Raw genomic sequence first — 25006 nt, 5'->3', positions numbered from 1 at the left:
TGGGATGACGACCACAGCGGCTGCAATGACTACAACTGCCCCTGCTGGGACTTCCCCCTGTGACTGACCTGGTCAACCACCCAGAGCATTACACAAGCCATCCATCTGGAATCGAGTGCATCCAGATCGCAGAGCACTTCCCATTCAACGTGGGAAACATCATCAAGTATGCGTGGAGGGCAGGACTCAAACATGAAAATCCTATCGAGGATCTTCGCAAGATTGTCTGGTACGCCAACCGCGAAATTCACCGGCTTGAGAACTCCGGAGACAACCAAGGAAGCACTGTCGGCTGACATCGATGGGGAATGGAGCCTGACACCCCACGAACTGGCTGTACTGCACGCACAGAAGGGATGGGTATACGCCAGCCCACACGCGGGCTATGGCACACCCACTGCCGAGGAAATCAAGCGACTCCTCAACTACCTCGTGAACAGGCTGGCCGACGACCCCGGCCCCACCAACTACATCAGCCTCGGGCGCTTCATGGCACATGAGGACGCGGACACCTGGGGCTCTTATGACTTGTGGCTCCATGTCGGCTACGTCAGAGGAAAGGACTGGGAAAGCAAGGAATTGGTGTCCTGATGGAAGAAATCATCGAAGAGGCAGCGGACATGAGTGTGATGGCCTACAACGCCCTCGTCACTCGCGGCCTTACATATGAAGAGGCCCTGAAGCTCACACCCGTCGTGCTCAGCATCGCGGGGAAGATCGCCGAGGGGGACACCTGAGGCGCGTCGTCATCATCTCGGACACGCAAATCCCCTACGAGGACAAGCGTGCTCTGCAGAACGTCATTGGTTTCATCAAGCAAACCAAGCCCGCCGAAGTTGTCCATGTCGGCGATCTCATGGACTTCCCCCAACCATCAACCTGGAGTAAGGCAACACGGGCTGAATTCGAGGGGAGTATCTACCAGGACAGCGAGCTAGGAAAGAAGTATCTCGCCGAACTGCGAGAAGCATACTCCGGCCCCATCAAGGTGATCGAAGGCAACCACGACCTACGGCCGCGGGCCTACCTCGCGAAGTACGCGCCGGCACTCGCAGAGTCGCGAGACTTCGACCTAGACCAGCTCCTCGACTTCCAGGCCTACGACGTCACCCTCATTAAAGGGTTCTACGACATCACCCAGGACTGGACGATCACGCATGGGCACCTCGGTTTCTCCATCAGCCACATCGCGGGCAGGACAGCTCAGAACGCTGCCAACAAGATCGGCAAGAGCGTCGCCATGGGGCACACGCACAGACTTGCGATCTCCCGCGAGTCGTTCGGCTACCAAGGCAAAATCTCAACCCTCACCGGTTTCGAAGTAGGCCATCTTTGCGACCTAAAGAAGGCCCACTACCTGAAGAACGGCGGCGCGAACTGGCAGCAAGGGTTCGGTGTTCTGGATATTGACGGAAGCTACGTGCATCCACAGGGGATCCCTATTCACAAGGACAAGACGTTCTCTGTGGACGGGTTCAAGTACGGAGGAAAGTAGGTGCGAGACTACGATCCATCCCAGTATTGGGACGACGCAGTCAGTGCGGCTCGGATCGTAGCGAATAGCTATCAGCGATTCGAGACAGAGGACATCGCGCAGGCAATCATGCTCGACATGTGCGAGCAGCCTCAGCGGTATCGCAGCATCAGTGGCGGGCTGCTCTACGAAGCGATGAAGCGGGCAGGATACCGGCACTGCCAGAATGAAGCCAGCCGCATCTTGCACTTCTACGACGAGTACGTGTACTCGGCCGACGAAGTCAAAACACTCCTGAGCCGGTACTACGACCCAGGAAACTGGCCCAACGGCTGGAAGCAGCCAGAGTGGGACGGGCAGGAAGATTCGCTAGAGGCCTTCGGCGAAGAGCTCGAGCTCTGGGCCGCGCACACGCAAATCTACGCCGACATGTTCGATGTAGAAGCGGCTGTCGCCAAGCTCCGCCCGTCTCATTTGCGGGTCATTGAGAAGAAGTACCGGGACCGTGAGGACCTCACTAGTCAGGAGCAGAAGTACATCAGCCATGCTCTTCGCCTGGTGACTCTCTACCTCAATGAGGGCACACGCAGCACTCGCGCCGGCACCCCTTGGGACTACGAAGGCCCCGGCGCCCGAAAGGCCATGAGCAACGCTCAAGCCCAGCAGCACACATCAACGAATTACTAAGGCTATGAGGAGCAGGAATGAACAACGAGCAGTTTGAGAAGGACCTCACCAATCTCGTCGCCCGTGCTCTTGGCGTGGAGGTGGAGCACCCCATGAGCGCCTTCGCGCAGGAGATGATGCAGATCAAGAAGACCTTCGTGGACGCTGGCTTCGATGAGTATCAGGCGCAGTGGTACACCGACCAGCTCTTCAACCACGCGCTCACGGTGTCAGCAAAGCGTGCCTGAGTTCGTCATCGGACTCTTCATTGTGTTCTGCGTTGTCTCTTTGATCGAGTACCTCTACTTCAGGGATTGGAAGTCATGAACGTTTCCGAGAAGAACGCCCGCACTATCACGCTCGAGCTGACCGAGGACGAGGTCCAGGAGCTGCACTCGCTCATCGTCTTCTACCCGGTGAAGTCGAGCGAGTCGCCGTCGGATAAGTACTACAAGCTTTCCAGCAAGTACTCCGATGCCTTCTACAACCTCAAGATCGGCTACGGCAAGCGCGCCGACTACATCCGCTAATCCACCACCTCAAGGAGACCTTATGAAGACCACTGAATCCACGACGCGCACGATCACCATCGAACTCACCGAGGCTGAAGCGCAGCAACTGCGCGGCGTTCTGACTTGGTTCCCCACCAATACCCGGGAGAACTACACCGGCCCCGCAGAGGACTTCTTCAGCGACCTCGACAACGCGCTGTATGCGCGGTCGGTGAAGCTGCCCCCGCGCGCCGAGTACGTCACCGACTCCCTGTAGGGGCGAGTATGCACGACCCATTCCTCGATGACCCGTTCAACTTTGATGATCCTGAGGGCGATGAGATGCCATGGGATGAGTCGACGAAAGAAAGGAAGTCCTTGACGCTGACCGACGATGGCAAGGTCGTCATCACTCTGAAGGGCGGCCCTGGTTTTGAGGCCCCGTGGATCGTGATCCACGCGGGCAGCGTTGACGAAGCCGAGGACACCCTTGACGAGGTGTACTCCAAGGGGCTGCAGCACAAGGTCACCAAGGCCGCCGCCGCGTTCAGCACGGGCGGCTCGTCAGGCGGCCGCACTGCCTCCCGCTCGAACCCGCCCGGCGTGGCCAGCAAGACGTGCCAGCACGGCGAGATGACGTATCGGACCGGCACATCGGCCAAGGGCGCATGGAAGGCCTACTTCTGTCCCGCCGAGGACAAGAACGAGCAGTGCTCCCCGGTGTGGGTCAAGTAGTCACTCGTTGACCGATCGAGGGAGGCCGGCGCTGAGTCGGCCTCCTTCTTCATGCCTGCGGGAGGCACCATAAGGCAACTTCACTACCGCATCCGCGGTTCGCCCGTCCGGATCAATGTCACCGAGGACGAGGAAGACCTCCGGCTGTTCGCTGAGTGGGCGGTAAGAAACCCAGTGCTCGGGTTCGACACCGAAACCACCGGACTGAACATCTACTCTCCAGGCTTCCGAGTGCGACTTGCCCAGTTCGGTAACTCACGCGAGTCGTGGGTCCTGCCCATCGAGAAGGGAGCGCGCTACGCCTGGTACGCGCGCCGAACGCTTGAGATCGCTGAGCGGCTCCACTGCCACAACGCGACCTTTGATCTCCTGACGGCAGATGAGCACCTCGGCGTACCCCTGGAGCTCACCTACAGGAAGACCACCGATAGCCGCATACTCAGCCACCTCATTGACCCGCGAGCAGCACATGAAGGCGGTATCGGTCACGGCCTGGAAGAGCTGACGGCCGCGTTCGTCGACCACGCCACAGCCCAGGATGTCAAAGGCTCAGTCGCCCGCATGGCGAAGGAGCTGAAGACCACTAAGGCGAGGTTCTGGGGCTCCGTACCCCTCGAACACGAGGGCTACCAACTGTACGCAGGCATGGATCCCATCCTCGCCTCGATCCTGGCTCAGAAGCTCGAACGGCGGGTACCCACCAGCTCACGAAAATTGGTGGCGTACGAACACCAGCTCGCCCGCGTATGCGCGCACATGGAGCGCCGAGGCTTCCTCGTAGACACGGAGTACCTGGAACAACTCAGTGACGAGCTGCTCGACGAGCAAGAGCTGTACGAGGACAGAGCAGCAGCTCTCGGACTGGAGAACGTCAACTCGCCCAAGCAGGTAGCAGAGGCCCTCATGAGGGACGGTTGGGTGCCCAGGAAGTTCACCGCGACTGGCCAGGCGCAGGCGGACAAGCGGGAACTCGAGGCCCTAGCAGCAGAGGGCAACCAGCTCGCCGAGGCGATCCAGAAGGCGCGGCGGGCATCGAAGTGGCGAGTGACATACGTTGACGCCTTCCTCGAGCTGAAGGACTCGCGAGACCGCATTCACTGCAGCATCAACTCACTCCAGGCTCGTACAGGCCGGATGAGTATCACGAGGCCGGCGCTTCAAACTCTCCCCTCCGGAGAGCACATGATCCGAAGTGCCTTCCTCGCCGAGCAAGGGCACGTCATCGGCTCCATCGACTACATCGCCATGGAGCTGAGAGTCCTGGCAGCCCTGTCTGAAGATCCGGTGATGCGCGAGGCGTTTGCCTCGGGCGCCGATCTCCATCAGATGACCGCAGACGCCGCAGGCGTAGACAGGAAGGTCGGCAAGCTGGCGAACTTCCAGCGCGTGTACGGCGGAGGCTCCAAGGCCCTCGCGGAAGCAACTGGCCTACCTCTCTCCGTGTGTGAGCGGGTCGGCAAGGCCTTTGACGCCACCTACCAGGGTGTATCGGCCTACTCGAAAAAGCTGCAGCGACTCGCACGACGAGACGGCTTCATAACGACAATCACAGGACGAGTTCTTCCTGTTGACCGCACAAGGCCGTACTCGGCGCTGAACTACATGATTCAGTCGAGCAGCCGCGACGTGCTCGGCATGGCACTCCTCAACCTCGATAAAGCAGGCCTCACAGACTATCTCAGACTGCCAATCCACGATGAGGTCGTCTGCTCACTGCCTCAAGACGAGGCGAAGGAACTTTCTCAGTCGATTGCACACCACATGCAAATGACGTTGCGAGGTGTCGATATAGCGACTGACCCCGAAATCGGTAGGCGATCTTGGGGAAGCCTCTACATGAAGGAATAGACATGACCAGAGGGCAGAAAGTCTTCTCTCTCATTGTGGCGGGCATCATGTTCGCGCTCGCCGTTACCGCACTGGCCTTCGACGTTGAAGGCATTGCCTGGTTCATCACCTGGTACGTCCTGATCGTCAGCGCGATCACATTCGCCAGCACCGCAATTCTCCTGACTGCCGACAACTGAAGGAAAACCGCTTGCCTTTCTTTGAGTACTCCCAGAACAACTCATATGGCCACTTCGACTACCAGGACAGCGGCATCAGCGCCCTCGTTGTGATCGAAGCCGATTCCGCCAAGGCGGCAAACTCGACAGCCGAGGAACTGGGACTCTATTTTGACGGAGCCGGTGACTGCCCCTGCTGTGGAAATCGCTGGTCCGATAAATGGGGAGATGATGAGGGCGATGAGGAGCCTTCCTACTACGGCACGCCGATACGTCTGATTGAGCGCTGGCAGTGGCCTTGGATGGGTGCAAAGCCGGAGATGTTCATCCACTACAAGAACGGCGACATTGACGCCGTTTTCGTCAAGGACGAAGTTCCCGAGATCAAGCCTTGGAAGCGCACGGAAGAACAGAAGGCCGTAGAGCCAAAAAAGACCCGCACGAGAAAGACCGCTAAGGAACTGGAGTCCGCATGATGAATCCCGAGGTTAAGGCGGAGTGGCTGGCGGCGCTGAGGAGTGGCGCATACAAGCAGGCCCAGGCCAGGCTTTTCGACCCCGAGACAGGAGGCTACTGCTGCCTTGGAGTTCTGTGCGATATCGCGGAGAAGCGAGGGGTGATCAAGCGCAGGGTGGATGACGATGGCATCGTCTGGTTCGGCAACTCGTACACGGTCGTCGAGGACCGGCGTGTACGCGAGTGGGCAGGCCTCGACTGTAGCAACCCCGAACTTCCCCACGTCAAAGGCCCCGACTATGTTTCCAGCTCAGCCGCTGGCCACAACGACAACGGCCTGAGCTTCGCTGAGATCGCCGATCTCATCGAGCAGCATCTGTGAACTCTTACTACCACGCTAAGTCGTGCACGCGGCGATGGGGAGGAGAAGTCTCTGACTACCTTCCCATTCATGAGTTCATCGACTCATCTAAGAAAGTAATTGGCGACGTAAGGCATCGCAGTATCTATCACCACACCCTTGGCGTGTGGCTGTGCCAAGAACTTTTCGGTACCACCATCACTGTGCAGAAGAACAGCAAGTCTGTTGAAGTGCCTGTCCGACTCATCGCAGAGCAACACATCCTTGAGGATCTCGGCTGGATCCCCAGCCCGAAGGACTATATCGACGGCATGCCGATCCAGGCCTGGATGTCGGGCAGTGTCCTCAAGGAAGTCCCCCTCTCCACCCTTCTGAAGGAGCGTAATGACCAATAGCACTCTTGCCGGCCTGCCCATTGTGGGCGAGCCTGTCTTTCCCCGATCGAGCGCTGGCGTTGAGCAGTGGGGCGAGGAACGGTTCAGTGAACTGCTCCGCCCATTGGTCGAGTCGCCTCGAGTGGAGGCCATTCGTTGGGAGCAGTACACGCCCTACTTCAACGATGGCGACGTTTGCGAGTTTGACGTTCATGTCCCGGAGATCAAGGTCAATGACCGGGCGGAGGCAGCGGCAGACGAGTGGGACGACGACGAGTATCACACGATCTACAGCGTATTCATCGAGGGCGGCTATCCAAGGCGATGGGTGAGAAATGAAGGTTCTTGGGGAGGCAGGTGGGAGAAGTACGGAGACGAGATCCCCCGCCATGACGACTATGACGCCTTCTCAGAGCTGACACACGCCATGGAAAAGGGCCACTTTGAAGAGCTGCTGTATGAGAAGTTCGGCGACCACGCCCAGGTGACCGTATACCGCGACCGCATCGCCGTCGAAACCTACGAGCACGAGTGACATTAAGGCGGAAAGTAAGCCGTGACGTAAAACTGTTCACGGTGGGAACCGTCGCCGCTTTAGTCATGTCCGGATGTGGCACTTCCGATGTCACCGCTGACTGCGTGGAACGCAACCCAGTTGGCGATGGGTATCGAGTCGTAGATGACCGCTACTGCAGCGGCGGATCCCACAACACATACATGTGGTACTACGGCGGCAATTACTCCAGTGGCTATGTGAGAGGCGGAACAACCGTCCGGCCAGCCAATACAGGCATCAAGAGCCGTACCGGGACCGTAATACAGCGTGGCGGGTTCGGCTCTCGCTCAAGCAGTGGTGGCGGCTGAGCTTGCAGCCCTGCATGCCGGACTTCTGCTGGTGGCTCCCTGGGCATCCGGGGAGCCCTTGCTTGATCGAGCCAGGCCACTACGCCACCCATCCCCATTACATCCGCGATGTGGAGGGGCGATGGATGCCCACCATGTGCCTCACCTGCGGTCACACGAAGGGCGGGCCGTGGTGGATGAACTCATGGATATGGGGACCAAGGCAACTACTACCGGGAGGTTGAATGACTACTGAGATCACTTTTCACCCGTGGCCGAAGACACCCAGGCTCTTCAAGGACTGCGTGATCACTGAGAAGCTCGACGGCACCAATGCTGCGATCGTCATCACCGAGGATGGCCAGGTGGGTGCCCAGAGCCGCAAGAGACTCCTGCCGATGGGGCCGCGGGGACTCGATGATGCCACCTGGCAGTCGGAGGACAACTACGGCTTCGCGGCGTGGGTTCGTGAGCACCGCGACGGCCTGGTCGCCGAGCTGGGCCCTGGACGACACCACGGCGAGTGGTGGGGCGCCGGCATCCAGAGGACGTACGGGCTCAAGGAGAAGCGGTTCAGCCTCTTCAACACTGCGAAGTGGAGCACCCAGCTCGCGGCAGGCACCTCGGTGCCGGGCCTGGGCGTCGTGCCCGTGCTCTACCAAGGCCCGTACAGTCTGATCAGTGTGGAGACCGCGCTCCTGGACCTGGCGCTCAATGGCTCCAAAGCCGTTCCGGGCTGGACCCGCCCCGAAGGCATCTGCCTCTACCACACGGCCGCGAACCAGATATTCAAGGTCATTCTGGACAAGTAAGGGATGGCCATGAGCTTCGATGAAGCAATCATCGTTCCCTGCTTGATTACTTTCATCGCCGGTCTACTGCTCGGCTTTAAGCTGGCGAAGTAGAGGACTGAACAAGAAAGGGCTCGGAGGATTCCTCCGGGCCCTTTCTGCTTTCCAAAGTATCTAGGCCCGTTGAAGGGTTATGCGCCGAGTGGATAGTCCGTGAGCAGTTCCCGCACCTGCGGCACATCTGCGTACGTTTCTAGCCTGCTGAGCACAACCAAGGAGCGAGTGTGTGTACGGTCGCTTGCCACATCTCCGGATAGTTCAAGCATCCGGCGGGCGGTATGCGCTGCTTCCTCCGGTTCGTTCGCGTCTGTGAGCGCCACCGCCAGCCATGACAGATACAGAGCCAGCTCTCGCGTGTGGGTGGCGTCGTACCGAGCCAGTACATCCGATAGGAGAGGTACCGCTCGGAGCGGGCGACGCAACTCGGTGTAGACCCTGGCCTCCATAACCTGGAGCTCTCCCGCATCCACCCAATAAAGATAGCCAGGGGTGTCCTGCACGCGGTCGCCGCCCAGAGCAGTGCTGGCCTCCCCGAGGGCACGCATTGCGGACTGAGCATCGTTGTCTCGGGCATGAGCCCAGGCCAGGCGATCCCAAGCAAGAGCACGGGCGCGGCCTGGAGAGTGTCGTCCGGCTGTCTTTACCGCTGCCTCGGCCAGCGCTACCGCATTGCCCGTATCCCCTATGTTGGACATCTGATAGGCGAGAGAGCCGATTAGGTTGGATTCGAGGACAGCGTCCCCCGCCTCTCGTGCAGCGCTTATACCGAGGGCATACGTTTGCTCGGCCTGACCATGCTCGCCGGCGTCAGAGGCTACCCATCCAGCGATCTGCGCGCATTCACCAATGACAGTCAGAAGCTTGCGGCCAGTGTCCTCAGTGTGGATCGACTCCCGGTAGACCCGCACCGCGGCATCCAGCTCACGAAAGGCTGGGCCGATCAGGTCCTCACCCCCGAGCACATCGTCGGCTAGCCGCAAGCTGTGAACGCGGGCAGTCAAGTCGTCGACGATGCTCTTCCCAACTCGGCGGCCAGCCTTGAGAGCAAGAGGCACAAGCGGGTCACCGTCCGGCATGATCGACGCGAGAACCTCCTCAGGGCTCTTCCCTGACGGCTTGCATGGATCGGCGAAGAGATCCAACTCATCCATGCCGAACGCGATGGCGTACAAGCGCCGGTATATGTCGCTCGGCTTCCACCTCCCAGCCTCCCAATCACGCATCTCCCGCATGATGGACGTTCGCTGCGGAAGCCGCAGATCAGGAGGAGCAGCCTCAACAAGCTGTCTTGCCATGTCCTTCTGGGACCAGAAGCGCGCTTTTCGCTCCGCCTTCAAGCGGACAGCCCACGCCGGCAGCTTCTTCCTCTGATCGCTCACGGCACACCTCGCGCAGATGGGGGACTCTCCGCTTCTCTCCTCTAGTCTCTCCTGGTCTGAGCCTGCTACCCAGCGTTGTGATGAAGTCGTGAATTCGGATGCGAACCGCCTCTTCAACTGGGAAGCCAGCGACAGGGACAGTAGAGGGTCGTGCGGAGTGACGAACTACGCCGCTAGAGCCGAAGAACGTCTAAGGCAAGCCCTTGATCACCTACCAGTAGGTTCGGCGGGCTTCGTCCAGCTTGTCAGGCTCGACACCACGATGCGCCCTACCGGTTACCGGCACGGGAAGGTCGTCCTGAGCCTGATCAGGAACCACGATTCAGTCGTCTCGGCCAAGGGCCAGTGGCATGCGGCAGGATGAGGACCTTAGCCCACGGGATGTCGTGACCTGTCGCCAGGCACTCGACTTCACCTTCGTCGCGCAGTTCAGCAACTGGCGTCGATTAGTGACCGTTCCTGCTCAAGGCCGCAACATCAGATATCGAGTTTCTGAGCTGTCATGGGTGTCCGCCATTCAGCTAACCAGTCACCATTATCAAATGGCGTTGCTAACGAAAGTGCTTGTCGATGGCATCCCACTGCTGTCAGCTCAACAAGCATTGGGTGCTGAAGACCTGGCCGCCGTATTAAACATGTGGGAACCCTGGGCAGCCCAGCAGTCAGACCTATTTTGGACCGGAAAAGGCGTGGTCTCCCCTGAGGACTACAGGAGGATTGTGCGCACCCTCAAGGAGAGATCTATATAGCCTCCCCGGCCCGTCGTTGCCCTCGGCTTCGACGGGTTGGGGAGTCCAAGCCGGGCCCTGGCGTCCGGCACAACCGAAGAAACTAACCCCGAGGAGAACACGATGTCGGCCAGGATCGAGCCCGACCTACACAGGGTCGAAGTCTCAGAGGACAAGTGGGCGCCGCTCGAAGGTACCCGCTTGGAGTACGCGCCGATCGGGGACACCGATGACTACGCGGTCCGCGTCAAGGGCCGACAGGAGGACGAAATCCGGAACGCCGGTGACGCCTTCCGCAAGCTGGGCGCGGTCCTCGGCAGAAGCGCCGGCCTCGCGCAGGTGGACGGGGAAGCGGACCTGTACGAGTACGACGTGGACGAGGACCGCTACGAGGCGGTCGAGGGGATGGGCCTGGAGTACGCCCGGATCAACGACCACGACGCCTACTCCGTACGCGACCAGGAGCACCCGGGCGACCTCCGGGCGTCCGGCGACGACTGGCGCAAGCTCGGCATGATTCTCTAGCGCCCGGCCGTAAGACACTCCGGGGCCGGAAGGTCAACCCTCTCGCCCCGAGCCCTCGATCAGGCGCGGCGGTCCTTCCCGGCCCACACTTCCCCGGTTGGCCGCCGCGCCGCAGGAGTGACTGTTATGCGTTATTGGGAGCCGTACATCCCGAATAGGTACGTCGTGATACTTGAAGCCTCCTGCTGTGAGCAGTTCGTCCTATGCACATGGGGCAATAGCGAGTATTTCGTCAAGCACCGCACCTCGAACGGGCGTGAATTGATTACCGCCCGAGGACCGTACGGGCCAGCCGCTCGAACCTGGCAACGACTCTCCGCCTCGCACAACCACCGGAAGAGGGCCACGTCGTGATCGCGCCGACGGACGTCCTCCTCCTGATCTGGCTGACCGGCATCGGGCTCTTTGTCTTGCCGACGATCGAGGCCATAGATCGGCTCACACAGCGAGACGTCTCGAAGATGTGTGGCGGCTGCAAGGCTCGGAGACGAGAGCAGCTCATCGTGTCACGCCAGTGGGCCGTCATCGGCCCCATCGGGTTTCCGCTCATGGTCATCGCGTCGGCTGCACGCTGGCCGATCTTCCCGGTTTTACCTGAGATCCGCCGTCTGGCTGGCTACGACTTCGCTCCTCGTTGCGCCGGCCCGAGCTGCTCGGCGCACAAGCGCTATTTCCCCACCTGATCCCAAGCCGAAGGGACTGCGCAGCATGCACACCGTCATCGTCAGCCCGTACCTGGACGGGGAGTACTTCGCGCTAAGCCCTGGCCGTCGAGGAGGCATCCGGATCTCCGAGGCGAAGTATCTGGAGCTCTCGGCCGCGGCCGACTCTCCGGCCTGGTTTCCTGAGGCCGCTTCCTCCGTGTGGGGAGACATCGACCTGGAGCCTTTCACGGACAAGGTCCTCGTCCGCCAGCCGAGCTCGTACGGCTACGTCAGAGCGACTTACGAACTCAACCTCGGCTGTAACTACGACTGCGAACACTGCTACCTCGGCCTCAAGAAATTCGAGGGGCTGGAGTGGCCGGACAGGGAGAAAATGATCCGGGATCTCCAGGCTCTCGGAGTCCTCTGGTTCCAGCTCACCGGAGGAGAGCCAACGATCGACAAGCTGTTCCGGGAGACCTACATGCTCAGCTTCGAGCTCGGCATGATGATCAGCATCCTCTCGAACGGCTCCAAGCTCCACGACGCGCGGATTCTCGAGATGCTCACCGAGCACCGGCCGCACGACATCACGATCAGCGTCTACGGCGCGACCGAGGCCAGCTACGACAGCCTGACTCGTCGGCCTGGCTCCTACAGGAAGTTCATCAAGGGTGTCAGGGCCGGACACGAGGCTGGCCTTCCGCTCAAGTTCAGTTTGATCGTCACCAAGCACAACGCGGACGAGCAGGCCCGGATGGAGGGCATGGCGGAGGAGCTCGGCATCCCGTATTCGACCTTCGTCAACATGTCGCCGACCATCTACGGCGGCGCTGAGACGCTCCCCTCGCAATCGCTGGAGCACCTCCGCAAGAGGAAGACATTCACGGGCTGCAATGCCGGTCACACGTTCTTCCACGTCGATCCGCACGGCATGGCCTCGATCTGCAAGATCGGCCGAGAGCCCAACATCGACCTCGTAGCCGAGGGGCCGGAAGGCATGTACCGGCTCGGCGAGATCGCTGACTCCCTGCTCCTTCGGCAGGGCGGATGTACCGGGTGCACTCTCCAGGGCTCTTGTGGGACCTGCATGCCGCTCGTCCAGCTCTACCGGAAGGCCAATTCCCCTCTGGCGAACTACTGCCAGCACGGACACCCGAAGGAGGTGAACGCCACATGACCGCAGTCATGGTTGAGATCGGGACCAAGCCCGCGCCGAGGCCTGAGATCGAAGTGATTCAGGACATCGACGCTCTGACTGGTCCGCAGAAGTGCTCATGCTCGTCGTCTGACGACCAGCCGTACTAGTCCATCGACGCAGGCCAGGGGCCGTCCTACCGATATCGTGGGGCGGCCCCCGGCGTTCAAGGACGGAGGAAGTGTGACTGTAGAACGAACACACTGGGAGGACCTCCCGGACTCCACAAGAGCAGCCGTGGAGAAGTACACCGGTCGCGTCATGAACGCGGAAACTGCATCCGAGGGCATGAACTCGGCCGTCGCGCTGATCCTGGAGACGGAGTTCGACAAGTTCTTCGTCAAGGGCCTGAAGCGTGCGTACCCGAGGCGCTGGACGCAAGACATGGAGTGGACCATCGGGCCGTACGTGGCCTCGATCTCTCCGCGCGTCCAGTGGCGGGTAGAGGAAGACGAACACTGGGACCTGATCGGCTTCGAGTACATAGACGGCCGACACGCCGACTACACGCCAGGGTCGGAAGACCTCCCCAAGATCGAACACACGATGGCCGTCCTCGGCCGAATCTCGTGTCCCAGCCTGGACCTGAAAACGGCTGAGAGCCGCTGGAAGCCGTACATCCTTAATGAGGAGGATCTCCACTGGCTCGTAGGAGACCGCCTCCTCCACACCGACTACAACCCGTTGAACGTCCTTATCTCGGACGGCCGCGCCCTTCTCATCGACTGGGCATGGCCAACGAAGGGGGCCGGGTGGATCGACCCAGCATGCATGATTCTGCGGCTGATAGCCGGAGGGCACACAGCGGAACAGGCCGAGACGGTGTTCCGAGACCTCCCCGCCTGGCAGGCAGCACCGGCCGAAGGACTGAAGGTCTTCGCGGAGGGCTGCGTGAACATGTGGACCGAGATCTCTGAGGCAGACTCGGCCAAGTGGAAGATGAAGATGCAGTGGGCCGCCCACGAGTGGCTCAGCCATCGACTCTGTATCGGTACGTGAGACCACCCCCCGCATCCACTGTGAGGCGGGGGTGTTTCTCCTTCACCGGAGGAGCATGACGAGCTGCCCCAGCAGCGTGACATAGCCGAGCACCAGGCCGAGTGCAGCCGTGTTGTACCCCCGGTACGGGCCAGTCCTAATCTCCTTGCGCGCCTGGTGACCTGTCACCACGGCAGCAATCCCCAGAACGGCACCCACGTAAGGAAGAAAGAGTCCGACCACTCCGAACAGCACACTGAGCTTCGCTCGACTCGATGGAACAGTGCGCCGCGGTGCCGGCTGCCAGTAGCCCGCCGGCGGCGTCGGTGGGGGAGCTGGCGGCGGGTGCTCGCTGTAGGGGTAGCCGTACGGAACGGGCTCTTCGGGCTGGAGGGGAGTGGCCATTGCCGACCTATATCTCACGAGATCGTCCTACTCAAGCCTGCTCGGTCTTTTTGTCTGGGGCCGCGTCAACAGCCTGTCCATCCCGGCGCCCGAGCTGGAGCACGATGGGAAGCCGAAGACGGCTGGGAGAAGCTGAAGGAGGGAGCTGCTTGAGCAGTTTCGGATCAATCCGTATCACTTCACGCAGGAAGTTGAGCCACATTCGATAACCGAGCAACCAACAGACGCTGGTGATACCAGCAGTGACCACAACGGCCAAGATCCAGCCCATAGAACACCTCGTGCAGCACGTGGTGACCTCCGCTTGAGTCGGTGTCACGTCCTGTCGAGTTGTTCAGTTGTCTAGCACGACTCCAGAGTCTTCAACCGGGCGACGCAATGGAGTCTTGACATCCATTGCCTCAAGGTCGCCCATCCGATCCTTTTCGGTCATGCCCTCTGGTGTCAGGTGTGCTACTTGTCTTGCCGTTTCTTGGTGGTACTCGAAGTCAGACTCTACCGCAGGCTCCCACGTGGGAGCGCAGGAGAGCAGTTGTGAAGGTTGGAGTGAGTTCCTGCACTCTCGGGTTACTCCGAGTAAGGCCCAGACCCGTATTGACTCGCGAGAACCACTCCCCCGGCGGGGTTCTAGCTGGCCGGCCTAGTGATTACCCCAGGCACTCTGGTGTTGTGCCTGGTCAGAGGGGGTGTGCAACTGAGGGTGTTTCAGTGCGCTGCTCTGCTTGCCGCTTGGCAAGTGGGCTGACTCGTGACTCGGAGACTGGTGACTGTCCGGCTCACTGGTGAGCACTGACTGAGTGGGTGAGGACAGAGCCGCTCTGTGGGGCGGCATGGCAGTGAGGGGCTGACTCTGTGTCGGCTCACTCCGTGTGTGTGGGAAGGAAGTAAGCGCAGTAGGCCGGTAGTGGTGGCTTGCTGCGTGTGGGGGCCTGTGATGCGGGCTGTGCCGAGAGTTGCTGTCTGTGCGGTGGGCTAGGTGGCCACAGGTGGGCTGTAGGGCCGCCCTGGGGTGGGCTGTAGGGCTCTCTGGGGCGACTTGCTGGCAAGTGGCTTAGCTACTGGCTTTGACGTGGGGAAACGCCCTGTAGGGCGCTATGAGGGGTGCTTGGGGCGGGAAGCCTGCCAAGAAAAGTTTTCAAGATCTTTTAGAGTGGCCTTTCAGTGCCGCCTAGCTGCGGAAACATCCTAGTTAGGGTTCTGCAACTTGGTAGAGAATGGCTTAGTCGGAGTTGTGCAACTTGGTAGACAGGCCCTAACGTTCTGCCTGTCGCCACCACGGGACGCCGGAACGGCCAGCAAGACAGGCCGAACCGGAAGCGGGCCGGAACTACCAAAGTCAGCGGTTAGGGCTTACGGAAAGCCGGACAAGCCGATCGATTCTTGAGAACTCAATAGTGGGACAGTGAGCGGACTTTGATCCGACTCGCAGTGGCCTAGTCGTCAGACAACTTGGAGAGGCCCGCTTAAAGGCGGTGTCCGTGCCCTAACTGAGGCGGCTTGTGACTAGTGACCAATCCGGTTCTGGCCTTAGGCCCATGACGCACACTCACACTGTGCGCTTGGGATCGCCGAAAGACCAGTTAACCGGCTGGAAAACCTAGATGCGGATGGCCATGTCATATACGGGTACCCGACAGGACGTGAAGATCGGGCGTTCGCAACCTTAAACGGGCGAACAAGCTCACAGTGAGGTTAGCGCTGTGGGCGAAACAATAAACCATCGCGACTCTTCTTTGAGGAGGTGAGAGATGGTTAGGCGCACCATTGTGAACGGGCTCTACAAGCTCGGATTCAAGCGTCTCCGCAAGCGAGACGTAATGCTCGTGCAGGAGCAGGAACTATTCAAGATCCTGGTATTGACCGAGTACGCCGGAAGCGGCATTCCGAGCATGGAAACACTCATCACGACACATGATGAGAGGCTCGCTCGCAAGATGTTCGGCGAGATGCAATAGCAGAGTTTGCATCTCCCGACAGCCCTGGCCGGGAGCGATCTCGGCCAGGGCACTAGCCACTAGTTGCAAACAACGGAAGACACAGCCGTTGGCTAGTGGCGAGTTGGGAGGGTTCCCTTTGGAACCTGCAGAGTCTCCTACACCAGTAGTGGTGTGTATGGCCCAGGACGAATACGGAAACTGGGTCTACGTCACCTGCCCGACAGTAACCCAGACAGTGTCTGGGCCGCCTGTCACCACGACGGAAACTATCTGGACCAGCACTCCTAGCCCAGTGGATCCGACGTACACGCCCACGGCCACTCTCTGGAGCACTGTGACGCAGTTCTCCACCGAGTACCGCACTGAGTTGAAGTATCAAACGACTACTCAGTGGGCGACTAGGGATGTAACGCACACTCCTCAGGCTCAGGTCTCGACTATCAAGGTGACGGAGTTCGTAACTCCTTCTCCGGTAGTGGGTTCTGCTCTTACTCCGCCTCCGCAAGCGTCTTCAACACGAAGGGATGAGGAGCCGAGTATGCGTGCCGGTCTGCCGGTAGTGGAAAGGACCACAGAGTTCAAGACCGTCACGGTTTACGTGACGACTACTGAGCCGTCGGTGGCTCTACCCCAACCATCCCCGAATGGGGATATCGGTTCACTGGTAGCCATCGGCGTTCTTGTGTGCGTCGGTGTAGGGCTCGGTCTGCGCATGGCGTGGAAGCGAGTCCGGGACCAGAAGAAAGAACCACAGAACCCTGAGGTAGCAGCAGGCTAACTAGCTACGCCCTACCGGGTTTCAAACCCCGGTAGGGCACTCACCCTTCCAAATCCCAGTGATCCAGGAGGTTCAACATGCGTTTCTTCTTCGAACCGATCTACGACCTGACTAGCGACGAGTCGTGGGCTTGGGTGCAGACGACGGCCGATGGCCGGGTTGTGCGAGCCTCACGCGCTCTGTGCGCGTGCGGCAACCGTTATGGCCTCTGCCACCCGGAGGCATGAGATGACCTACAACTACGGCGGAAACCTCGACTACGACGCCGAGATGCACCACTACCTGACCAACTCCAACTTCTGGAACTAGGAGCCTGTGTGACGAATAAGTGGTTTTCTCGGTACGAGCCCGAACCGCCTGCCCTACGGAAAACAAGCCTCGACTTGAACGGCCTGGTCCTTGTGCCAGGCCGTAAGTGTGTCAAGTGCGGATCTCTCAATTCTGATCACGACCGCCCTAACGACTGGTATGTGGTTATCAGCGACCAGATTGAAGACATGTGTCCTGAGTGCAAGCAGGACCACGTGTGGACTGACGACTACTGGAGGTTTGATCCGCTGAACCGAATCTATGTGTATCTGTTCGTGAAGACTCCGCAGTTCGAACAGGCGTAGGCCGGTTGGATTCTGAAGCCCCTCTCCACCTGGAGAGGGGCTTCGTGTCGAACCTGTCTAAACCTTCAAGAAATGGAGTTGTTGTGTCTGAACAGATTCTCGACCCAACGCAGCAAGAGTTGAACCGACTTGCCGTGTACCGCACCAGCTCAACCTTTAACGAGGAGGAGGGATTCTACGTCCTGCCGAACGGCATGAAACTTCCCTGCTGCGAGGGGTGTGGGGCCTGGCCCTTCTGGGTGCGTCCGACGAGCTATCCGGACCCGATGGGAGCACCTGCGACCGTCGTCAACCACCTCGTGTGCTCGAGCTGCTGACCGATGACAGAAGCAGAGCACCCCTTTGAGGTCCTCAGGCACTTCGAGATCAGAGACTCCGATGATCCCGCCAAGCACGACCTAGAGCTGTACTGCTCGCGATGTGGCGAGCACATATGCGATGTGCAGCACATGGACACACTCGGAGTCCTTGCGGATGTCGCTATCGACCACGTGTGCATTCACGGAGTCGTTGAAGACATCTCATCTACCGGCACAGCGTGGCTGTAAGAAAGGAAGTGCCGTGCCCATCGAGTTCCAATCATGCGGAATTGGTTACACGAAGGTGCTGGACGAGGGGAAGGAGATCGGGAGCGTCCGCGGCTATCACACTACGGGCGGATACCAGCTCGTCGAGCACTGTCAGACCCATGGCTGGCACGGACACGTGTTCTGGCCGGAGGCCGCCGAGGCGTTGCCTCCTCGGCCTGAGCACTGGAAGACGGCTCACGTGATGAAGGGCAGTGAGGCGCCCAAGTGGAATGTGCGGCGGCCGGCCGACGGTGCGGAGGAGTATCAGGTCTTCCGGGAGGAGACCTTTGTGGGGTACGTCGAGGCCCTCGATGGCGGCGAGTTGCTCGCACACGTCGTGACTGAGAGCGGCCACGAGCATCAGGAGGGCGTACGTTACTCCAGCCTACGATTCCGCACCGCGCCTGACGTGTTCCGCGACCTCATCGAAGCTACTCGGGTCATCCAGGAGTGGGCGGGATACCCCGGAAACTACTGGGCCGACAAGATCTGAATCGGTTTGAAAGCCAAGGGCAGGACCGCGCGGTCCTGCCCTTTTCTTACGGGAGTGAGCTTGGAACCACACCTGGGCATCTCTGATGTTCTTGCTTGCAAGATTTGCGGCCTCATGCTGAACGTGCTGCGAGACGCAGACACGAGCGAGATTATCGCGTATCTGCACGGTGGAATCGATAGCCGACCGGATCACGAACCAGACCCAGTGGTCCGGAAGGTGACAGAGACCGGGGCGGTGTGTGACTTCTGTCTAGTACCCAATCCGGGCATGGCTTTCCTGCCTGGTAAGCCTCTATTGAGGCAAACCGGCCCGATCGTTCACGACTTCTCCAGTCCCTGGGCCTCGTGCTGGCGGTGCGCACGACCGGTTCAGAGACGATCGCTTCACCTGCTGCTTGATGGCGTAGTGGCGCGGTCACCGATGGCCCGCTACTTGAGCAAGCGTGAGAAAGAGGAGCTACGCCGACAGTTGAAGCCTACTTACCGCGAGTTCCTCGCGACGAACCCAAAGGGTCCGTTCCCCCTTGAGTAGCTAGAGGCCGGTTGAATCTAGGCCACGAGTGCACGCCACTCGTGGCCTTTATTGTGCCTGTCTCAAGGCGCAAACAGAAAAGGAGCGCTAAATGGATTATGAAGCCGTGCAGAGAGCAGAGACAGTTAAGACCCTCATGTCGGCAGTGTCTATCACTGACGCACTCCTGCATGGGGCTGAATGGCACGCCGAGCGGTTGCCTGCGGCGTCTAGCTCCGATGAGCGGGAAGCTTTCGACAGGGTCAAGGAGGTTGCTCGCCTCTTCTCCCAGACGGGCAATCGGGTGAGGAAGGGGCACGCATCACCGCGCGAGGCCTTCCTCGCCGTAAGTAACTACAAGAGCCAGTTCGGCCACGATCCGCAGGAAGGGCCGATCGAGCGGCTTATGACCGCGCACCTGGAGAAGGTGCTGACCGTGGTCCGCTTCACTCTGGCCGGTATCAGCCAGTGGGAGGGCGGCGTTGAGTGAGGAGCCGGGGAACTGGACCTTCATCGTCGACTGGAGCGACCCTTACGACGACATGAACCCTGTCGTGATCTATGTGTCTGGCGACTCGGAGACGCAGGCCCGGCGGGCTGCAAACAGACAGGGGACCGACCACTTCGCCAACATCGGCGTGACCGACCTGCTTGGTAGCGACGGATACGTTGTCGCAGTGTTCCGAGGGGACGTCCGCCCACTCCTCGTGGGCGCTTACAGCATCCTCTGAGGCCCATTTGGTGAGGCCCGAGCCGCCATGGCTCGGGCCTTCGCCATGTCGGATAGGAGGTGAAACCGCGTGACCAAACAAGGCGTCACAATAACGTGCTGCGGAACTAAGTGTTTCGAGGTTTTCCCGCACACTGCTGCCCACAAAACCAGGGCCGACGCCGAAAAAGAAGCGCACGGAGTCTGGTACTACGCGCGTACGTTTCAGGGCTTCAAGTTGTACATGTGCCCGCCATGCTGGCTGAAGGAGAATCCTGGCCAGGCGTTCCACCCGGTTACCGTTCTGGCTGTGGCGTTCGCGCTCATCCGCACACAAGGGTGGGTGTCGAAAGAGGATGCGGATAAGCGTGATGAAGTAGGCACTGCCGAGAGAGTCGTGTGGGTGTTCAAGGGTATCGAACCGATGCCGGACATTCTGACTCGCGACATCACAATGGCCAATGACGCAGTCTCCTGGTACATGACGAGACGAACCGGTCATGCGGACGTGACTGCCTATGAGAGAGAGGTGGCCGCCGCTATCTGGTGGAGTCTCACAGACGGCGGAGTCTGGGTCAACGGACGCCCGAGTCTGTCAGGTAAGACGATTGTCTACAGCATGGCCAAGATTGCATCAGGCGCTATCGCCTATCGCGACGGTGTGAGAAAGGCTCAGCGGAAGCAGACGTGGAAAAGCCTGTCTGCCTCCCAGCGCGTTGGGAAACCCAACGAGGTACTCACTGACTTCGTGGTGACAGTCACGCACGTCAGGGCCAAGACGAGAGAGTTCACAGGCCGCGACGGCGAACCCAACGTCAAGACGCTCCACACATACAAGCTGCTCGATGACCTCGGGAACGCCTACAAGTGGTTCGAGACCACGACGCGGCTCGCAGAGGGTCAGCGAGTCCTGATCAAGCGTGCCCGAATCGTGCGATACGAGACGTACAGCGGAGTGGAGTTCACAATCCTCACTCGCTGCAAGACGGCCTATGCCGTTTAAGAACCGAGTTTTCGCTAGGTCCAGTTGATCCCTTTGAAAGGAACTAAGTCATGCAGGTGACCATCTGCGGATTCTGCAAGATCTTCAAGAACGACACAGTGACCGTCGTGGTCGACGACAGTCTCTCAGTGCCTCTCAACCCTGACGAGATCGAGGGGCCCAAGATTGTGTCCTGCCCCGACTGCTTCCCTCAGGCCGTCAACATGGTGCACAGGCAGCGTCTCGCCACCGGCCTGGAGCACACCGGCATGGAGCCCCTGTTGGAGCAGATCGAAGAGATGGCTCGGGCCGCCGCTGAGGAGGACGAGGAGGAGGCCGGCGAGGAGGACCAGGAGGACCAGGAGGAGGAGTACGAGGAGGGCGACGACGAGGAAGAGGAAGAAGACGGCGCCCTCCCCGAGAACCTCGATGAGCCGGGAGTGCGGAAGGACCTGGAGGCCGTGTTCAGCCGAGCCTCCATCGAGCCCGCTCGGCGAGTCACTGCCCCGCCGCTTACCGAGTACGGCAAGAACGTCGTCCGCGACTGGGGAGTCAAGAAGGGCGTCCAGAAGAAGATGGGCATGCTGAAGCCCTCCACCATCGCGGCGTACATCGCCGAGAACGGGGCCGAAGACTCCCACGTGTTCGCGCTCTGAGCTATCTCCTTCCTTGGGCAGACCCGATCGGGTCTGCCCTTTCTATTGCCTGAATGACTATCGATTGGAGCACCATGGACCTGGCCAACAGGCCAACGCCTGACGAGGCTGTCTACACCGGCCTGCTTGGCCGGATGACGAAAGAGCTGGCTCCCCACACAGAGGCGGATCCGGTCGGCGTACTTGCTTCCCTGATGAGCTACTTCAGCACCGCCATCGGCGCGAAGCCGCACATCCGGCTTGAGGGACCGGCGAAGCACCCACTCACCTTCTGGAGCCTCCTGTGCGGAGTAACGGGGGACGGAAGAAAGGGGACAGCGACCGGCATGGCGGCTGAGGTGTTCAGCCGAGTCGACGACGAGTGGATGACCAAACACCACTACTCGGGGTTCCCCCAGTCGGGCCCGGCTCTGATCTCATCCATGCGGGACATGGCGTATGAGGCAGGCTGGACCGAAGACACGATCGAGATCGACGGCAAGGGCAACGCGGTCGCTGGTGCGCTGTTGCCCGGATACCCAATCCTCTACGTCAAGGAAGAGTGGGCGGAGGTCATGATGACCTGCCGCGGGGACAAGGGCCTCGGCGAGGCCATCCGCCTCGGCTGGCAGTCGAGCCGACTCGTGAACAACACGAAGAAGGACGGCGTCATCTCCGTCAACAAGCCCCACATGGCTGTGATCGGTCACGTCACGCCCGAGGAGTTCAAGTCATGTCTCAGCCCCGCCGAGCTCGCGGGCGGCACCTTCAACCGGTTCATGTTGCTCTACGTGGAGCGGGCACGGTCGCTGTCGCGCGGCGGAGGACTTGAGGACGACGACTTCACCGAGATGGCGAAGCGCCTGGGCGACGCGGTGGCGTTCGCGTCCAAGGCCGGGCGTGTCGAGTTCAACGAAGACTGCTGGGAGTATTGGGACAGCAACATCTACGAGGTGCTGCCGAACCTGTCGAAAGACTCCGAGGTCATGCGCGGCTTCTGCGCCCGCTCCCTCGGCTACGTCAAGCGCATGGCCGCCCTGTACGCACTCTCGGACAAGCGGACGATCATCCGGCTGAAGGACCTGAAGGCGGCCGAGGCGATGTTCCGATACTGCATCGCCTCGGTTCAGTTCGTCATGATGAGCGAGACGCAGACCAGCACGCACGGGAACGTGACGCGCATGGTCGAGGTGGGCATCAACGCGAACCCCGCGCATGGCGACCCCGAAGTGATGGCCCGCATCGTCCAGGCAGTCAAGGACGCGGGCGAGGAAGGAGCGGTTACACAAGAGCTGTACGCCGCCCTGCCGAAATCCGACAAGACGGGCAAATACAAGAAGGCGCAGTTGGAAGCCGCCACAGCGCTGGCCATGGAGAAGGGCCTCGTGCAGCGGTTCAAGCTCCCGAGCACAGGCGGGAGGCCCGCGTTCATGCTGCTCTACTCCGGTCCCGACGAATGGACCCCAGACTCGGACACTCCCGAGAAGGCAGCCGCTGAGAAGCGCCAGACGGCCACGGTGTCGGCCGCGTCGACGCCCGCCAGGGTGGAAAGAAAGTCGTCGGCCGCCCCTGTACCTGCCGAGCCGTCTGCACAACCGAGAGTGAGCGTTCGGCCCATCCGAACCTCTGCGAAGCCTACGACCACGAAGAAGGTGAATGGGCATGACCCGCTTCTCGACCTCTTCTCCTGAGGCCGACTCGATTGCTGGATGTTTCCTGTGTAAGGAGGTGTTCGAGCTCAACTCGGAAGAGGCTATGGTCGTAACGATTGACCCCAAGACGGGGCTGCCCCCCGACTTCAACCCTGCGACTGGCAAGATGGATAGGCCTCTTACCGAAGATGTTCTTGGACGTGTGCGGCGCATGCCGGTCTGCCCGGCTTGCGTGGATCGAGTGAACACGGAAAGGCTGCGTTTGGGTCTAGCGCCATGGCGCTAGACCGCAAGCACGCTACAGTAAGTACGACATCATTACTTGAATTGGAGTGCCTTGATGGCAAAGCGGATCGTTGAGTCGTTCATCGACGACATCGACGGAACTGACGCCGAAGGAACCACCACGTTCGCCCTCGACGGCACGAGCTACGAAATTGACCTGTCGGGAAAGAACAGGGAGAAGCTTGAGAAGGCTCTCGCGCCTTACCTGACCAAGGCGCGAGCCGTTCGTGCTGAGCGGCCTGCTCGTCTGCGGCGCGGGGCTGCGACGCGGACGCGAGCCATGAGCCGCGAGCAGAGCGCCGACATTCGCCAGTGGGCGAAGGCGAACGGTCTGCCGGTGAGCGAGCGCGGCCGGATCGCGGCTTCGGTGGTGGAGCAGTACGAAGCAGCTCACTAAGCTGCGCGGGACACAAGGCCCCCTCCCACGAGGGGGCCTTTCTCGTTCCTCGAAGTCTTGTCGGCACCCTCTGACAAACTCGGCACAGACATGGAGGAAACATGGTTAAACGGGCACTGGCCTTCATCAAGACGGAGCCAGGGTGCGGTATGGAGCCATCTCAGATGGCCTGCGTTGATCGACTGGCGCAGGAGAGGGGTTGGGAGATCGTTGAGTACGTGATAAGCGACCAGCAGATCAACACCGAGTGGCTGATACCTCGAGCGGATGACTTTGACGCACTGCTCGCCGCGGACTCGCGCTACCTGACAAGGAGTGCCGGGCGCTTGGACCACCTTGTGAGGTGGTGCGAGACTCACGGCAAGGTGATCGCCACCAGCGACATCACCACCGACACTGCGATGGGCAAGGCCGTGGCCGGCATCATGAGTGTGATGATGGAGCTCGAGCAGGAGACAGCCCTCAAAGAGATCGCCCGCACCGGAACGCTGGCATGCCCGAGCGCTGAAGTGGTCGACTGGGCAGCGCCGAGTGATGGATCACCGCTGCTGCTGAAGATTCACCCCCTTACGATCTCTCTGCCTGTGGACGAGATCCAGGAGCGCGCCGATGCCAGCGAGTTCCTTGACTCCCTCATCGAGGCTGCGCAAGAGCTGCGCAGCAGCATCCCCGAAGGGCTGGGCGAGAGCGACTCATGAAGCTCCACTACTTCGAAGCCGTCAACTCGGCATCCGGCGGCTTCAACTGGGGCAAGTTCGCCGTCGGCCTGTTCGGGCCTGACGAATGGGAGTGGCGCAGCGCCACCACTGACGAGAACGGGGAGACGAGCCCATACCCGGTTCTCCGGACGCAGGGTTGGAGCCGTCGCCACCTCTGGGTTATGGACTTGGCGACAGGCGAGGGCGCTCTCTTCCTTCCTGGCGGCTCCGCCCGTGCTGACCTCAACAAGCATCAGATCTGGGTCTGCGTGCTCTACGAGGCATTCCTTGCGTGGCTCTACGAGCAGGCTCGCGAACGTGGCGGCCGACTTACGGATGAGGATCTCGCCGAGCTGCCCAAGCTCGTTGAGGTTGCCGTACCTTCTGCGTGGGCTGGGTACCGGAGAGGTGGGAAACTCCTGAGCGAGCTGGTGGCTGCGTTCGCCGCTGGAGAGATGACTCTTGAGGACATTGCCACAGAGCTGAACGCTCACGGCATCTCGCCCGAGGATCTACGGGTTGCACAGATACGAGCTGAAGGAGAGTAGAGCCTACTCTGAGGCACAACTACCCCTGAAATAAAGAAAGACCCCCTCCCGAAGGGGAGGGGGTTTCATGTGTCCGGGAAAG

Annotated in this window: 34 protein-coding genes; 31 read left to right on the top strand and 3 right to left on the bottom strand. The window is 60.4% G+C overall.

The window, feature by feature from the left end; all coding sequences use genetic code 11:
• The first annotated feature begins 59 nt into the window (after nucleotides 1–59).
• The 16 genes from LCN96_RS57610 to LCN96_RS53330 all read left to right on the top strand — a co-directional run bounded on the left by LCN96_RS57610 (nucleotide 60) and on the right by LCN96_RS53330 (nucleotide 8218).
• Nucleotides 60–296 carry a DUF3310 domain-containing protein gene (locus LCN96_RS57610; protein ID WP_225270032.1) on the top strand — a complete coding sequence of 79 codons (237 nt, stop codon included), beginning with the start codon at nucleotides 60–62 and terminating at the stop codon, nucleotides 294–296.
• Nucleotides 193–591 (top strand): hypothetical protein, encoded by a 399-nt coding sequence (locus tag LCN96_RS53400; RefSeq protein WP_225276295.1) that lies wholly within the window; start codon nucleotides 193–195, stop codon nucleotides 589–591. Before LCN96_RS57610 ends, LCN96_RS53400 begins: the two co-directional genes overlap by 104 nt.
• Complete coding sequence (locus LCN96_RS53395) at nucleotides 591–737, top strand: hypothetical protein (protein WP_225270031.1); 147 nt, start codon at nucleotides 591–593, stop codon at nucleotides 735–737. The genes LCN96_RS53400 and LCN96_RS53395 overlap by 1 nt, the downstream gene beginning before the upstream one ends.
• Nucleotides 734–1495 (top strand): metallophosphoesterase, encoded by a 762-nt coding sequence (locus LCN96_RS53390; RefSeq protein ID WP_225276260.1) that lies wholly within the window; start codon nucleotides 734–736, stop codon nucleotides 1493–1495. Before LCN96_RS53395 ends, LCN96_RS53390 begins: the two co-directional genes overlap by 4 nt.
• The gene (locus tag LCN96_RS53385) at nucleotides 1496–2161 is read left to right on the top strand and encodes a hypothetical protein (RefSeq protein ID WP_225270030.1); all 666 of its coding nucleotides are present in this window, start codon (nucleotides 1496–1498) and stop codon (nucleotides 2159–2161) included. It abuts the gene before it with no gap.
• A gap of 17 nt (nucleotides 2162–2178) precedes the next feature.
• On the top strand, nucleotides 2179–2388 hold the full coding sequence (locus tag LCN96_RS53380) for a hypothetical protein (protein ID WP_225270029.1): 210 nt from the start codon (nucleotides 2179–2181) through the stop codon (nucleotides 2386–2388).
• Nucleotides 2389–2463: 75 nt separating this feature from the next.
• Nucleotides 2464–2670 (top strand): hypothetical protein, encoded by a 207-nt coding sequence (locus LCN96_RS53375; RefSeq protein WP_225270028.1) that lies wholly within the window; start codon nucleotides 2464–2466, stop codon nucleotides 2668–2670.
• A 22-nt stretch (nucleotides 2671–2692) separates the two neighbouring features.
• On the top strand, nucleotides 2693–2908 hold the full coding sequence (locus LCN96_RS53370) for a hypothetical protein (RefSeq protein WP_225270027.1): 216 nt from the start codon (nucleotides 2693–2695) through the stop codon (nucleotides 2906–2908).
• Between the two features lie 8 nt (nucleotides 2909–2916).
• Nucleotides 2917–3366 carry a hypothetical protein gene (locus LCN96_RS53365; protein WP_225270026.1) on the top strand — a complete coding sequence of 150 codons (450 nt, stop codon included), beginning with the start codon at nucleotides 2917–2919 and terminating at the stop codon, nucleotides 3364–3366.
• A gap of 51 nt (nucleotides 3367–3417) precedes the next feature.
• Complete coding sequence (locus tag LCN96_RS53360) at nucleotides 3418–5214, top strand: DNA polymerase (protein ID WP_225270025.1); 1797 nt, start codon at nucleotides 3418–3420, stop codon at nucleotides 5212–5214.
• Nucleotides 5215–5216: 2 nt separating this feature from the next.
• Nucleotides 5217–5393 (top strand): hypothetical protein, encoded by a 177-nt coding sequence (locus LCN96_RS53355; protein WP_225270024.1) that lies wholly within the window; start codon nucleotides 5217–5219, stop codon nucleotides 5391–5393.
• 11 nt (nucleotides 5394–5404) lie between these two features.
• Nucleotides 5405–5848: a DUF7296 family protein gene (locus LCN96_RS53350; protein ID WP_225270023.1), complete on the top strand. Its 444-nt coding sequence runs from the start codon at nucleotides 5405–5407 to the stop codon at nucleotides 5846–5848.
• On the top strand, nucleotides 5845–6210 hold the full coding sequence (locus tag LCN96_RS53345; RefSeq protein ID WP_225270022.1) for a hypothetical protein: 366 nt from the start codon (nucleotides 5845–5847) through the stop codon (nucleotides 6208–6210). Before LCN96_RS53350 ends, LCN96_RS53345 begins: the two co-directional genes overlap by 4 nt.
• Complete coding sequence (locus LCN96_RS53340; RefSeq protein ID WP_225270021.1) at nucleotides 6207–6584, top strand: DUF6915 family protein; 378 nt, start codon at nucleotides 6207–6209, stop codon at nucleotides 6582–6584. Before LCN96_RS53345 ends, LCN96_RS53340 begins: the two co-directional genes overlap by 4 nt.
• Complete coding sequence (locus tag LCN96_RS53335) at nucleotides 6574–7098, top strand: hypothetical protein (RefSeq protein WP_225270020.1); 525 nt, start codon at nucleotides 6574–6576, stop codon at nucleotides 7096–7098. Before LCN96_RS53340 ends, LCN96_RS53335 begins: the two co-directional genes overlap by 11 nt.
• A gap of 553 nt (nucleotides 7099–7651) precedes the next feature.
• Nucleotides 7652–8218: an RNA ligase family protein gene (locus tag LCN96_RS53330; RefSeq protein ID WP_225270019.1), complete on the top strand. Its 567-nt coding sequence runs from the start codon at nucleotides 7652–7654 to the stop codon at nucleotides 8216–8218.
• 170 nt (nucleotides 8219–8388) lie between these two features.
• On the opposite strand, the gene LCN96_RS53325 is transcribed toward LCN96_RS53330, so the two are convergent.
• Nucleotides 8389–9636 carry a transcriptional regulator gene (locus LCN96_RS53325; protein ID WP_225270018.1) on the bottom strand — a complete coding sequence of 416 codons (1248 nt, stop codon included), beginning with the start codon at nucleotides 9634–9636 and terminating at the stop codon, nucleotides 8389–8391.
• Nucleotides 9637–9986: 350 nt separating this feature from the next.
• On the opposite strand from LCN96_RS53325, the gene LCN96_RS53320 reads away from it, so the two are divergent.
• The 5 genes from LCN96_RS53320 to LCN96_RS53300 all read left to right on the top strand — a co-directional run bounded on the left by LCN96_RS53320 (nucleotide 9987) and on the right by LCN96_RS53300 (nucleotide 13730).
• Complete coding sequence (locus LCN96_RS53320; RefSeq protein WP_225270017.1) at nucleotides 9987–10385, top strand: hypothetical protein; 399 nt, start codon at nucleotides 9987–9989, stop codon at nucleotides 10383–10385.
• A gap of 180 nt (nucleotides 10386–10565) precedes the next feature.
• Entirely contained in the window at nucleotides 10566–10889 is a 324-nt protein-coding gene (locus tag LCN96_RS53315) for a hypothetical protein (RefSeq protein WP_225270016.1), read from the top strand.
• Between the two features lie 350 nt (nucleotides 10890–11239).
• A complete protein-coding gene (locus LCN96_RS53310; RefSeq protein WP_225270015.1) occupies nucleotides 11240–11572 on the top strand; it encodes a hypothetical protein in 333 nt (110 codons plus the stop codon).
• A gap of 25 nt (nucleotides 11573–11597) precedes the next feature.
• Nucleotides 11598–12713, top strand: a complete 1116-nt coding sequence (locus tag LCN96_RS53305; protein WP_225270014.1) for a radical SAM protein — start codon at nucleotides 11598–11600, stop codon at nucleotides 12711–12713.
• Between the two features lie 255 nt (nucleotides 12714–12968).
• Entirely contained in the window at nucleotides 12969–13730 is a 762-nt protein-coding gene (locus LCN96_RS53300) for a hypothetical protein (protein WP_225270013.1), read from the top strand.
• Between the two features lie 42 nt (nucleotides 13731–13772).
• Here the strand turns inward: LCN96_RS53300 and LCN96_RS53295 are convergent, their stop codons facing one another.
• Both LCN96_RS53295 and LCN96_RS53290 read right to left on the bottom strand, forming a co-directional pair.
• Nucleotides 13773–14114 (bottom strand): DUF4190 domain-containing protein, encoded by a 342-nt coding sequence (locus LCN96_RS53295; RefSeq protein ID WP_225270012.1) that lies wholly within the window; start codon nucleotides 14112–14114, stop codon nucleotides 13773–13775.
• A 31-nt stretch (nucleotides 14115–14145) separates the two neighbouring features.
• Nucleotides 14146–14385, bottom strand: a complete 240-nt coding sequence (locus LCN96_RS53290) for a hypothetical protein (RefSeq protein ID WP_225270011.1) — start codon at nucleotides 14383–14385, stop codon at nucleotides 14146–14148.
• 1477 nt (nucleotides 14386–15862) lie between these two features.
• Here LCN96_RS53290 and LCN96_RS53285 point away from each other — a divergent pair.
• The 10 genes from LCN96_RS53285 to LCN96_RS53240 all read left to right on the top strand — a co-directional run bounded on the left by LCN96_RS53285 (nucleotide 15863) and on the right by LCN96_RS53240 (nucleotide 24924).
• Nucleotides 15863–16069, top strand: coding sequence for a hypothetical protein (locus tag LCN96_RS53285; protein ID WP_225270010.1), 207 nt, complete (start codon nucleotides 15863–15865; stop codon nucleotides 16067–16069).
• Nucleotides 16070–18004: 1935 nt separating this feature from the next.
• The gene (locus LCN96_RS53280; RefSeq protein ID WP_225270009.1) at nucleotides 18005–18505 is read left to right on the top strand and encodes a hypothetical protein; all 501 of its coding nucleotides are present in this window, start codon (nucleotides 18005–18007) and stop codon (nucleotides 18503–18505) included.
• Between the two features lie 625 nt (nucleotides 18506–19130).
• A complete protein-coding gene (locus tag LCN96_RS53275; RefSeq protein ID WP_225270008.1) occupies nucleotides 19131–19508 on the top strand; it encodes a hypothetical protein in 378 nt (125 codons plus the stop codon).
• A complete protein-coding gene (locus tag LCN96_RS53270; RefSeq protein ID WP_225270007.1) occupies nucleotides 19501–19749 on the top strand; it encodes a hypothetical protein in 249 nt (82 codons plus the stop codon). The genes LCN96_RS53275 and LCN96_RS53270 overlap by 8 nt, the downstream gene beginning before the upstream one ends.
• Before the next feature lie 69 nt (nucleotides 19750–19818).
• Complete coding sequence (locus tag LCN96_RS53265; RefSeq protein ID WP_225270006.1) at nucleotides 19819–20730, top strand: hypothetical protein; 912 nt, start codon at nucleotides 19819–19821, stop codon at nucleotides 20728–20730.
• A 50-nt stretch (nucleotides 20731–20780) separates the two neighbouring features.
• Nucleotides 20781–21365, top strand: coding sequence for a hypothetical protein (locus tag LCN96_RS53260; RefSeq protein WP_225270005.1), 585 nt, complete (start codon nucleotides 20781–20783; stop codon nucleotides 21363–21365).
• A 74-nt stretch (nucleotides 21366–21439) separates the two neighbouring features.
• Nucleotides 21440–23035, top strand: a complete 1596-nt coding sequence (locus tag LCN96_RS53255) for a DUF3987 domain-containing protein (protein ID WP_225270004.1) — start codon at nucleotides 21440–21442, stop codon at nucleotides 23033–23035.
• Between the two features lie 301 nt (nucleotides 23036–23336).
• Nucleotides 23337–23678 (top strand): histone-like nucleoid-structuring protein Lsr2, encoded by a 342-nt coding sequence (locus tag LCN96_RS53250; protein ID WP_225270003.1) that lies wholly within the window; start codon nucleotides 23337–23339, stop codon nucleotides 23676–23678.
• 101 nt (nucleotides 23679–23779) lie between these two features.
• Nucleotides 23780–24376 (top strand): recombinase family protein, encoded by a 597-nt coding sequence (locus tag LCN96_RS53245; RefSeq protein ID WP_225270002.1) that lies wholly within the window; start codon nucleotides 23780–23782, stop codon nucleotides 24374–24376.
• Nucleotides 24373–24924, top strand: coding sequence for a hypothetical protein (locus tag LCN96_RS53240; RefSeq protein ID WP_225270001.1), 552 nt, complete (start codon nucleotides 24373–24375; stop codon nucleotides 24922–24924). The genes LCN96_RS53245 and LCN96_RS53240 overlap by 4 nt, the downstream gene beginning before the upstream one ends.
• Nucleotides 24925–25006 lie beyond the last annotated feature (82 nt).

The sequence above is a fragment of the Nonomuraea gerenzanensis genome (assembly GCF_020215645.1).
GTDB classification, from domain to species: Bacteria; Actinomycetota; Actinomycetes; order Streptosporangiales; family Streptosporangiaceae; genus Nonomuraea; species Nonomuraea gerenzanensis.
Note: the sequence above shows the minus strand (reverse complement) of the source record. Positions and strands in the feature narration are given on the sequence as shown.

Excerpts from the sequence above, each read along its gene's own strand:
- LCN96_RS53400 (WP_225276295.1), top strand. The coding sequence starts at position 193 with ATGAAAATCCTATCGAGGATCTTCGCAAGATTGTCTGGTACGCCAACC.
- LCN96_RS53395 (WP_225270031.1), top strand. The coding sequence starts at position 591 with ATGGAAGAAATCATCGAAGAGGCAGCGGACATGAGTGTGATGGCCTAC.
- LCN96_RS53380 (WP_225270029.1), top strand. The coding sequence starts at position 2,179 with ATGAACAACGAGCAGTTTGAGAAGGACCTCACCAATCTCGTCGCCCGT.
- LCN96_RS53375 (WP_225270028.1), top strand. The coding sequence starts at position 2,464 with ATGAACGTTTCCGAGAAGAACGCCCGCACTATCACGCTCGAGCTGACC.
- LCN96_RS53370 (WP_225270027.1), top strand. The coding sequence starts at position 2,693 with ATGAAGACCACTGAATCCACGACGCGCACGATCACCATCGAACTCACC.
- LCN96_RS53365 (WP_225270026.1), top strand. The coding sequence starts at position 2,917 with ATGCACGACCCATTCCTCGATGACCCGTTCAACTTTGATGATCCTGAG.
- LCN96_RS53360 (WP_225270025.1), top strand. The coding sequence starts at position 3,418 with ATGCCTGCGGGAGGCACCATAAGGCAACTTCACTACCGCATCCGCGGT.
- LCN96_RS53355 (WP_225270024.1), top strand. The coding sequence starts at position 5,217 with ATGACCAGAGGGCAGAAAGTCTTCTCTCTCATTGTGGCGGGCATCATG.
- LCN96_RS53345 (WP_225270022.1), top strand. The coding sequence starts at position 5,845 with ATGATGAATCCCGAGGTTAAGGCGGAGTGGCTGGCGGCGCTGAGGAGT.
- LCN96_RS53335 (WP_225270020.1), top strand. The coding sequence starts at position 6,574 with ATGACCAATAGCACTCTTGCCGGCCTGCCCATTGTGGGCGAGCCTGTC.
- LCN96_RS53330 (WP_225270019.1), top strand. The coding sequence starts at position 7,652 with ATGACTACTGAGATCACTTTTCACCCGTGGCCGAAGACACCCAGGCTC.
- LCN96_RS53320 (WP_225270017.1), top strand. The coding sequence starts at position 9,987 with ATGCGGCAGGATGAGGACCTTAGCCCACGGGATGTCGTGACCTGTCGC.
- LCN96_RS53305 (WP_225270014.1), top strand. The coding sequence starts at position 11,598 with ATGCACACCGTCATCGTCAGCCCGTACCTGGACGGGGAGTACTTCGCG.
- LCN96_RS53295 (WP_225270012.1), bottom strand. The coding sequence starts at position 14,114 with ATGGCCACTCCCCTCCAGCCCGAAGAGCCCGTTCCGTACGGCTACCCC.
- LCN96_RS53290 (WP_225270011.1), bottom strand. The coding sequence starts at position 14,385 with ATGGGCTGGATCTTGGCCGTTGTGGTCACTGCTGGTATCACCAGCGTC.
- LCN96_RS53285 (WP_225270010.1), top strand. The coding sequence starts at position 15,863 with ATGGTTAGGCGCACCATTGTGAACGGGCTCTACAAGCTCGGATTCAAG.
- LCN96_RS53275 (WP_225270008.1), top strand. The coding sequence starts at position 19,131 with ATGGATTATGAAGCCGTGCAGAGAGCAGAGACAGTTAAGACCCTCATG.
- LCN96_RS53260 (WP_225270005.1), top strand. The coding sequence starts at position 20,781 with ATGCAGGTGACCATCTGCGGATTCTGCAAGATCTTCAAGAACGACACA.
- LCN96_RS53255 (WP_225270004.1), top strand. The coding sequence starts at position 21,440 with ATGGACCTGGCCAACAGGCCAACGCCTGACGAGGCTGTCTACACCGGC.
- LCN96_RS53250 (WP_225270003.1), top strand. The coding sequence starts at position 23,337 with ATGGCAAAGCGGATCGTTGAGTCGTTCATCGACGACATCGACGGAACT.
- LCN96_RS53245 (WP_225270002.1), top strand. The coding sequence starts at position 23,780 with ATGGTTAAACGGGCACTGGCCTTCATCAAGACGGAGCCAGGGTGCGGT.
- LCN96_RS53240 (WP_225270001.1), top strand. The coding sequence starts at position 24,373 with ATGAAGCTCCACTACTTCGAAGCCGTCAACTCGGCATCCGGCGGCTTC.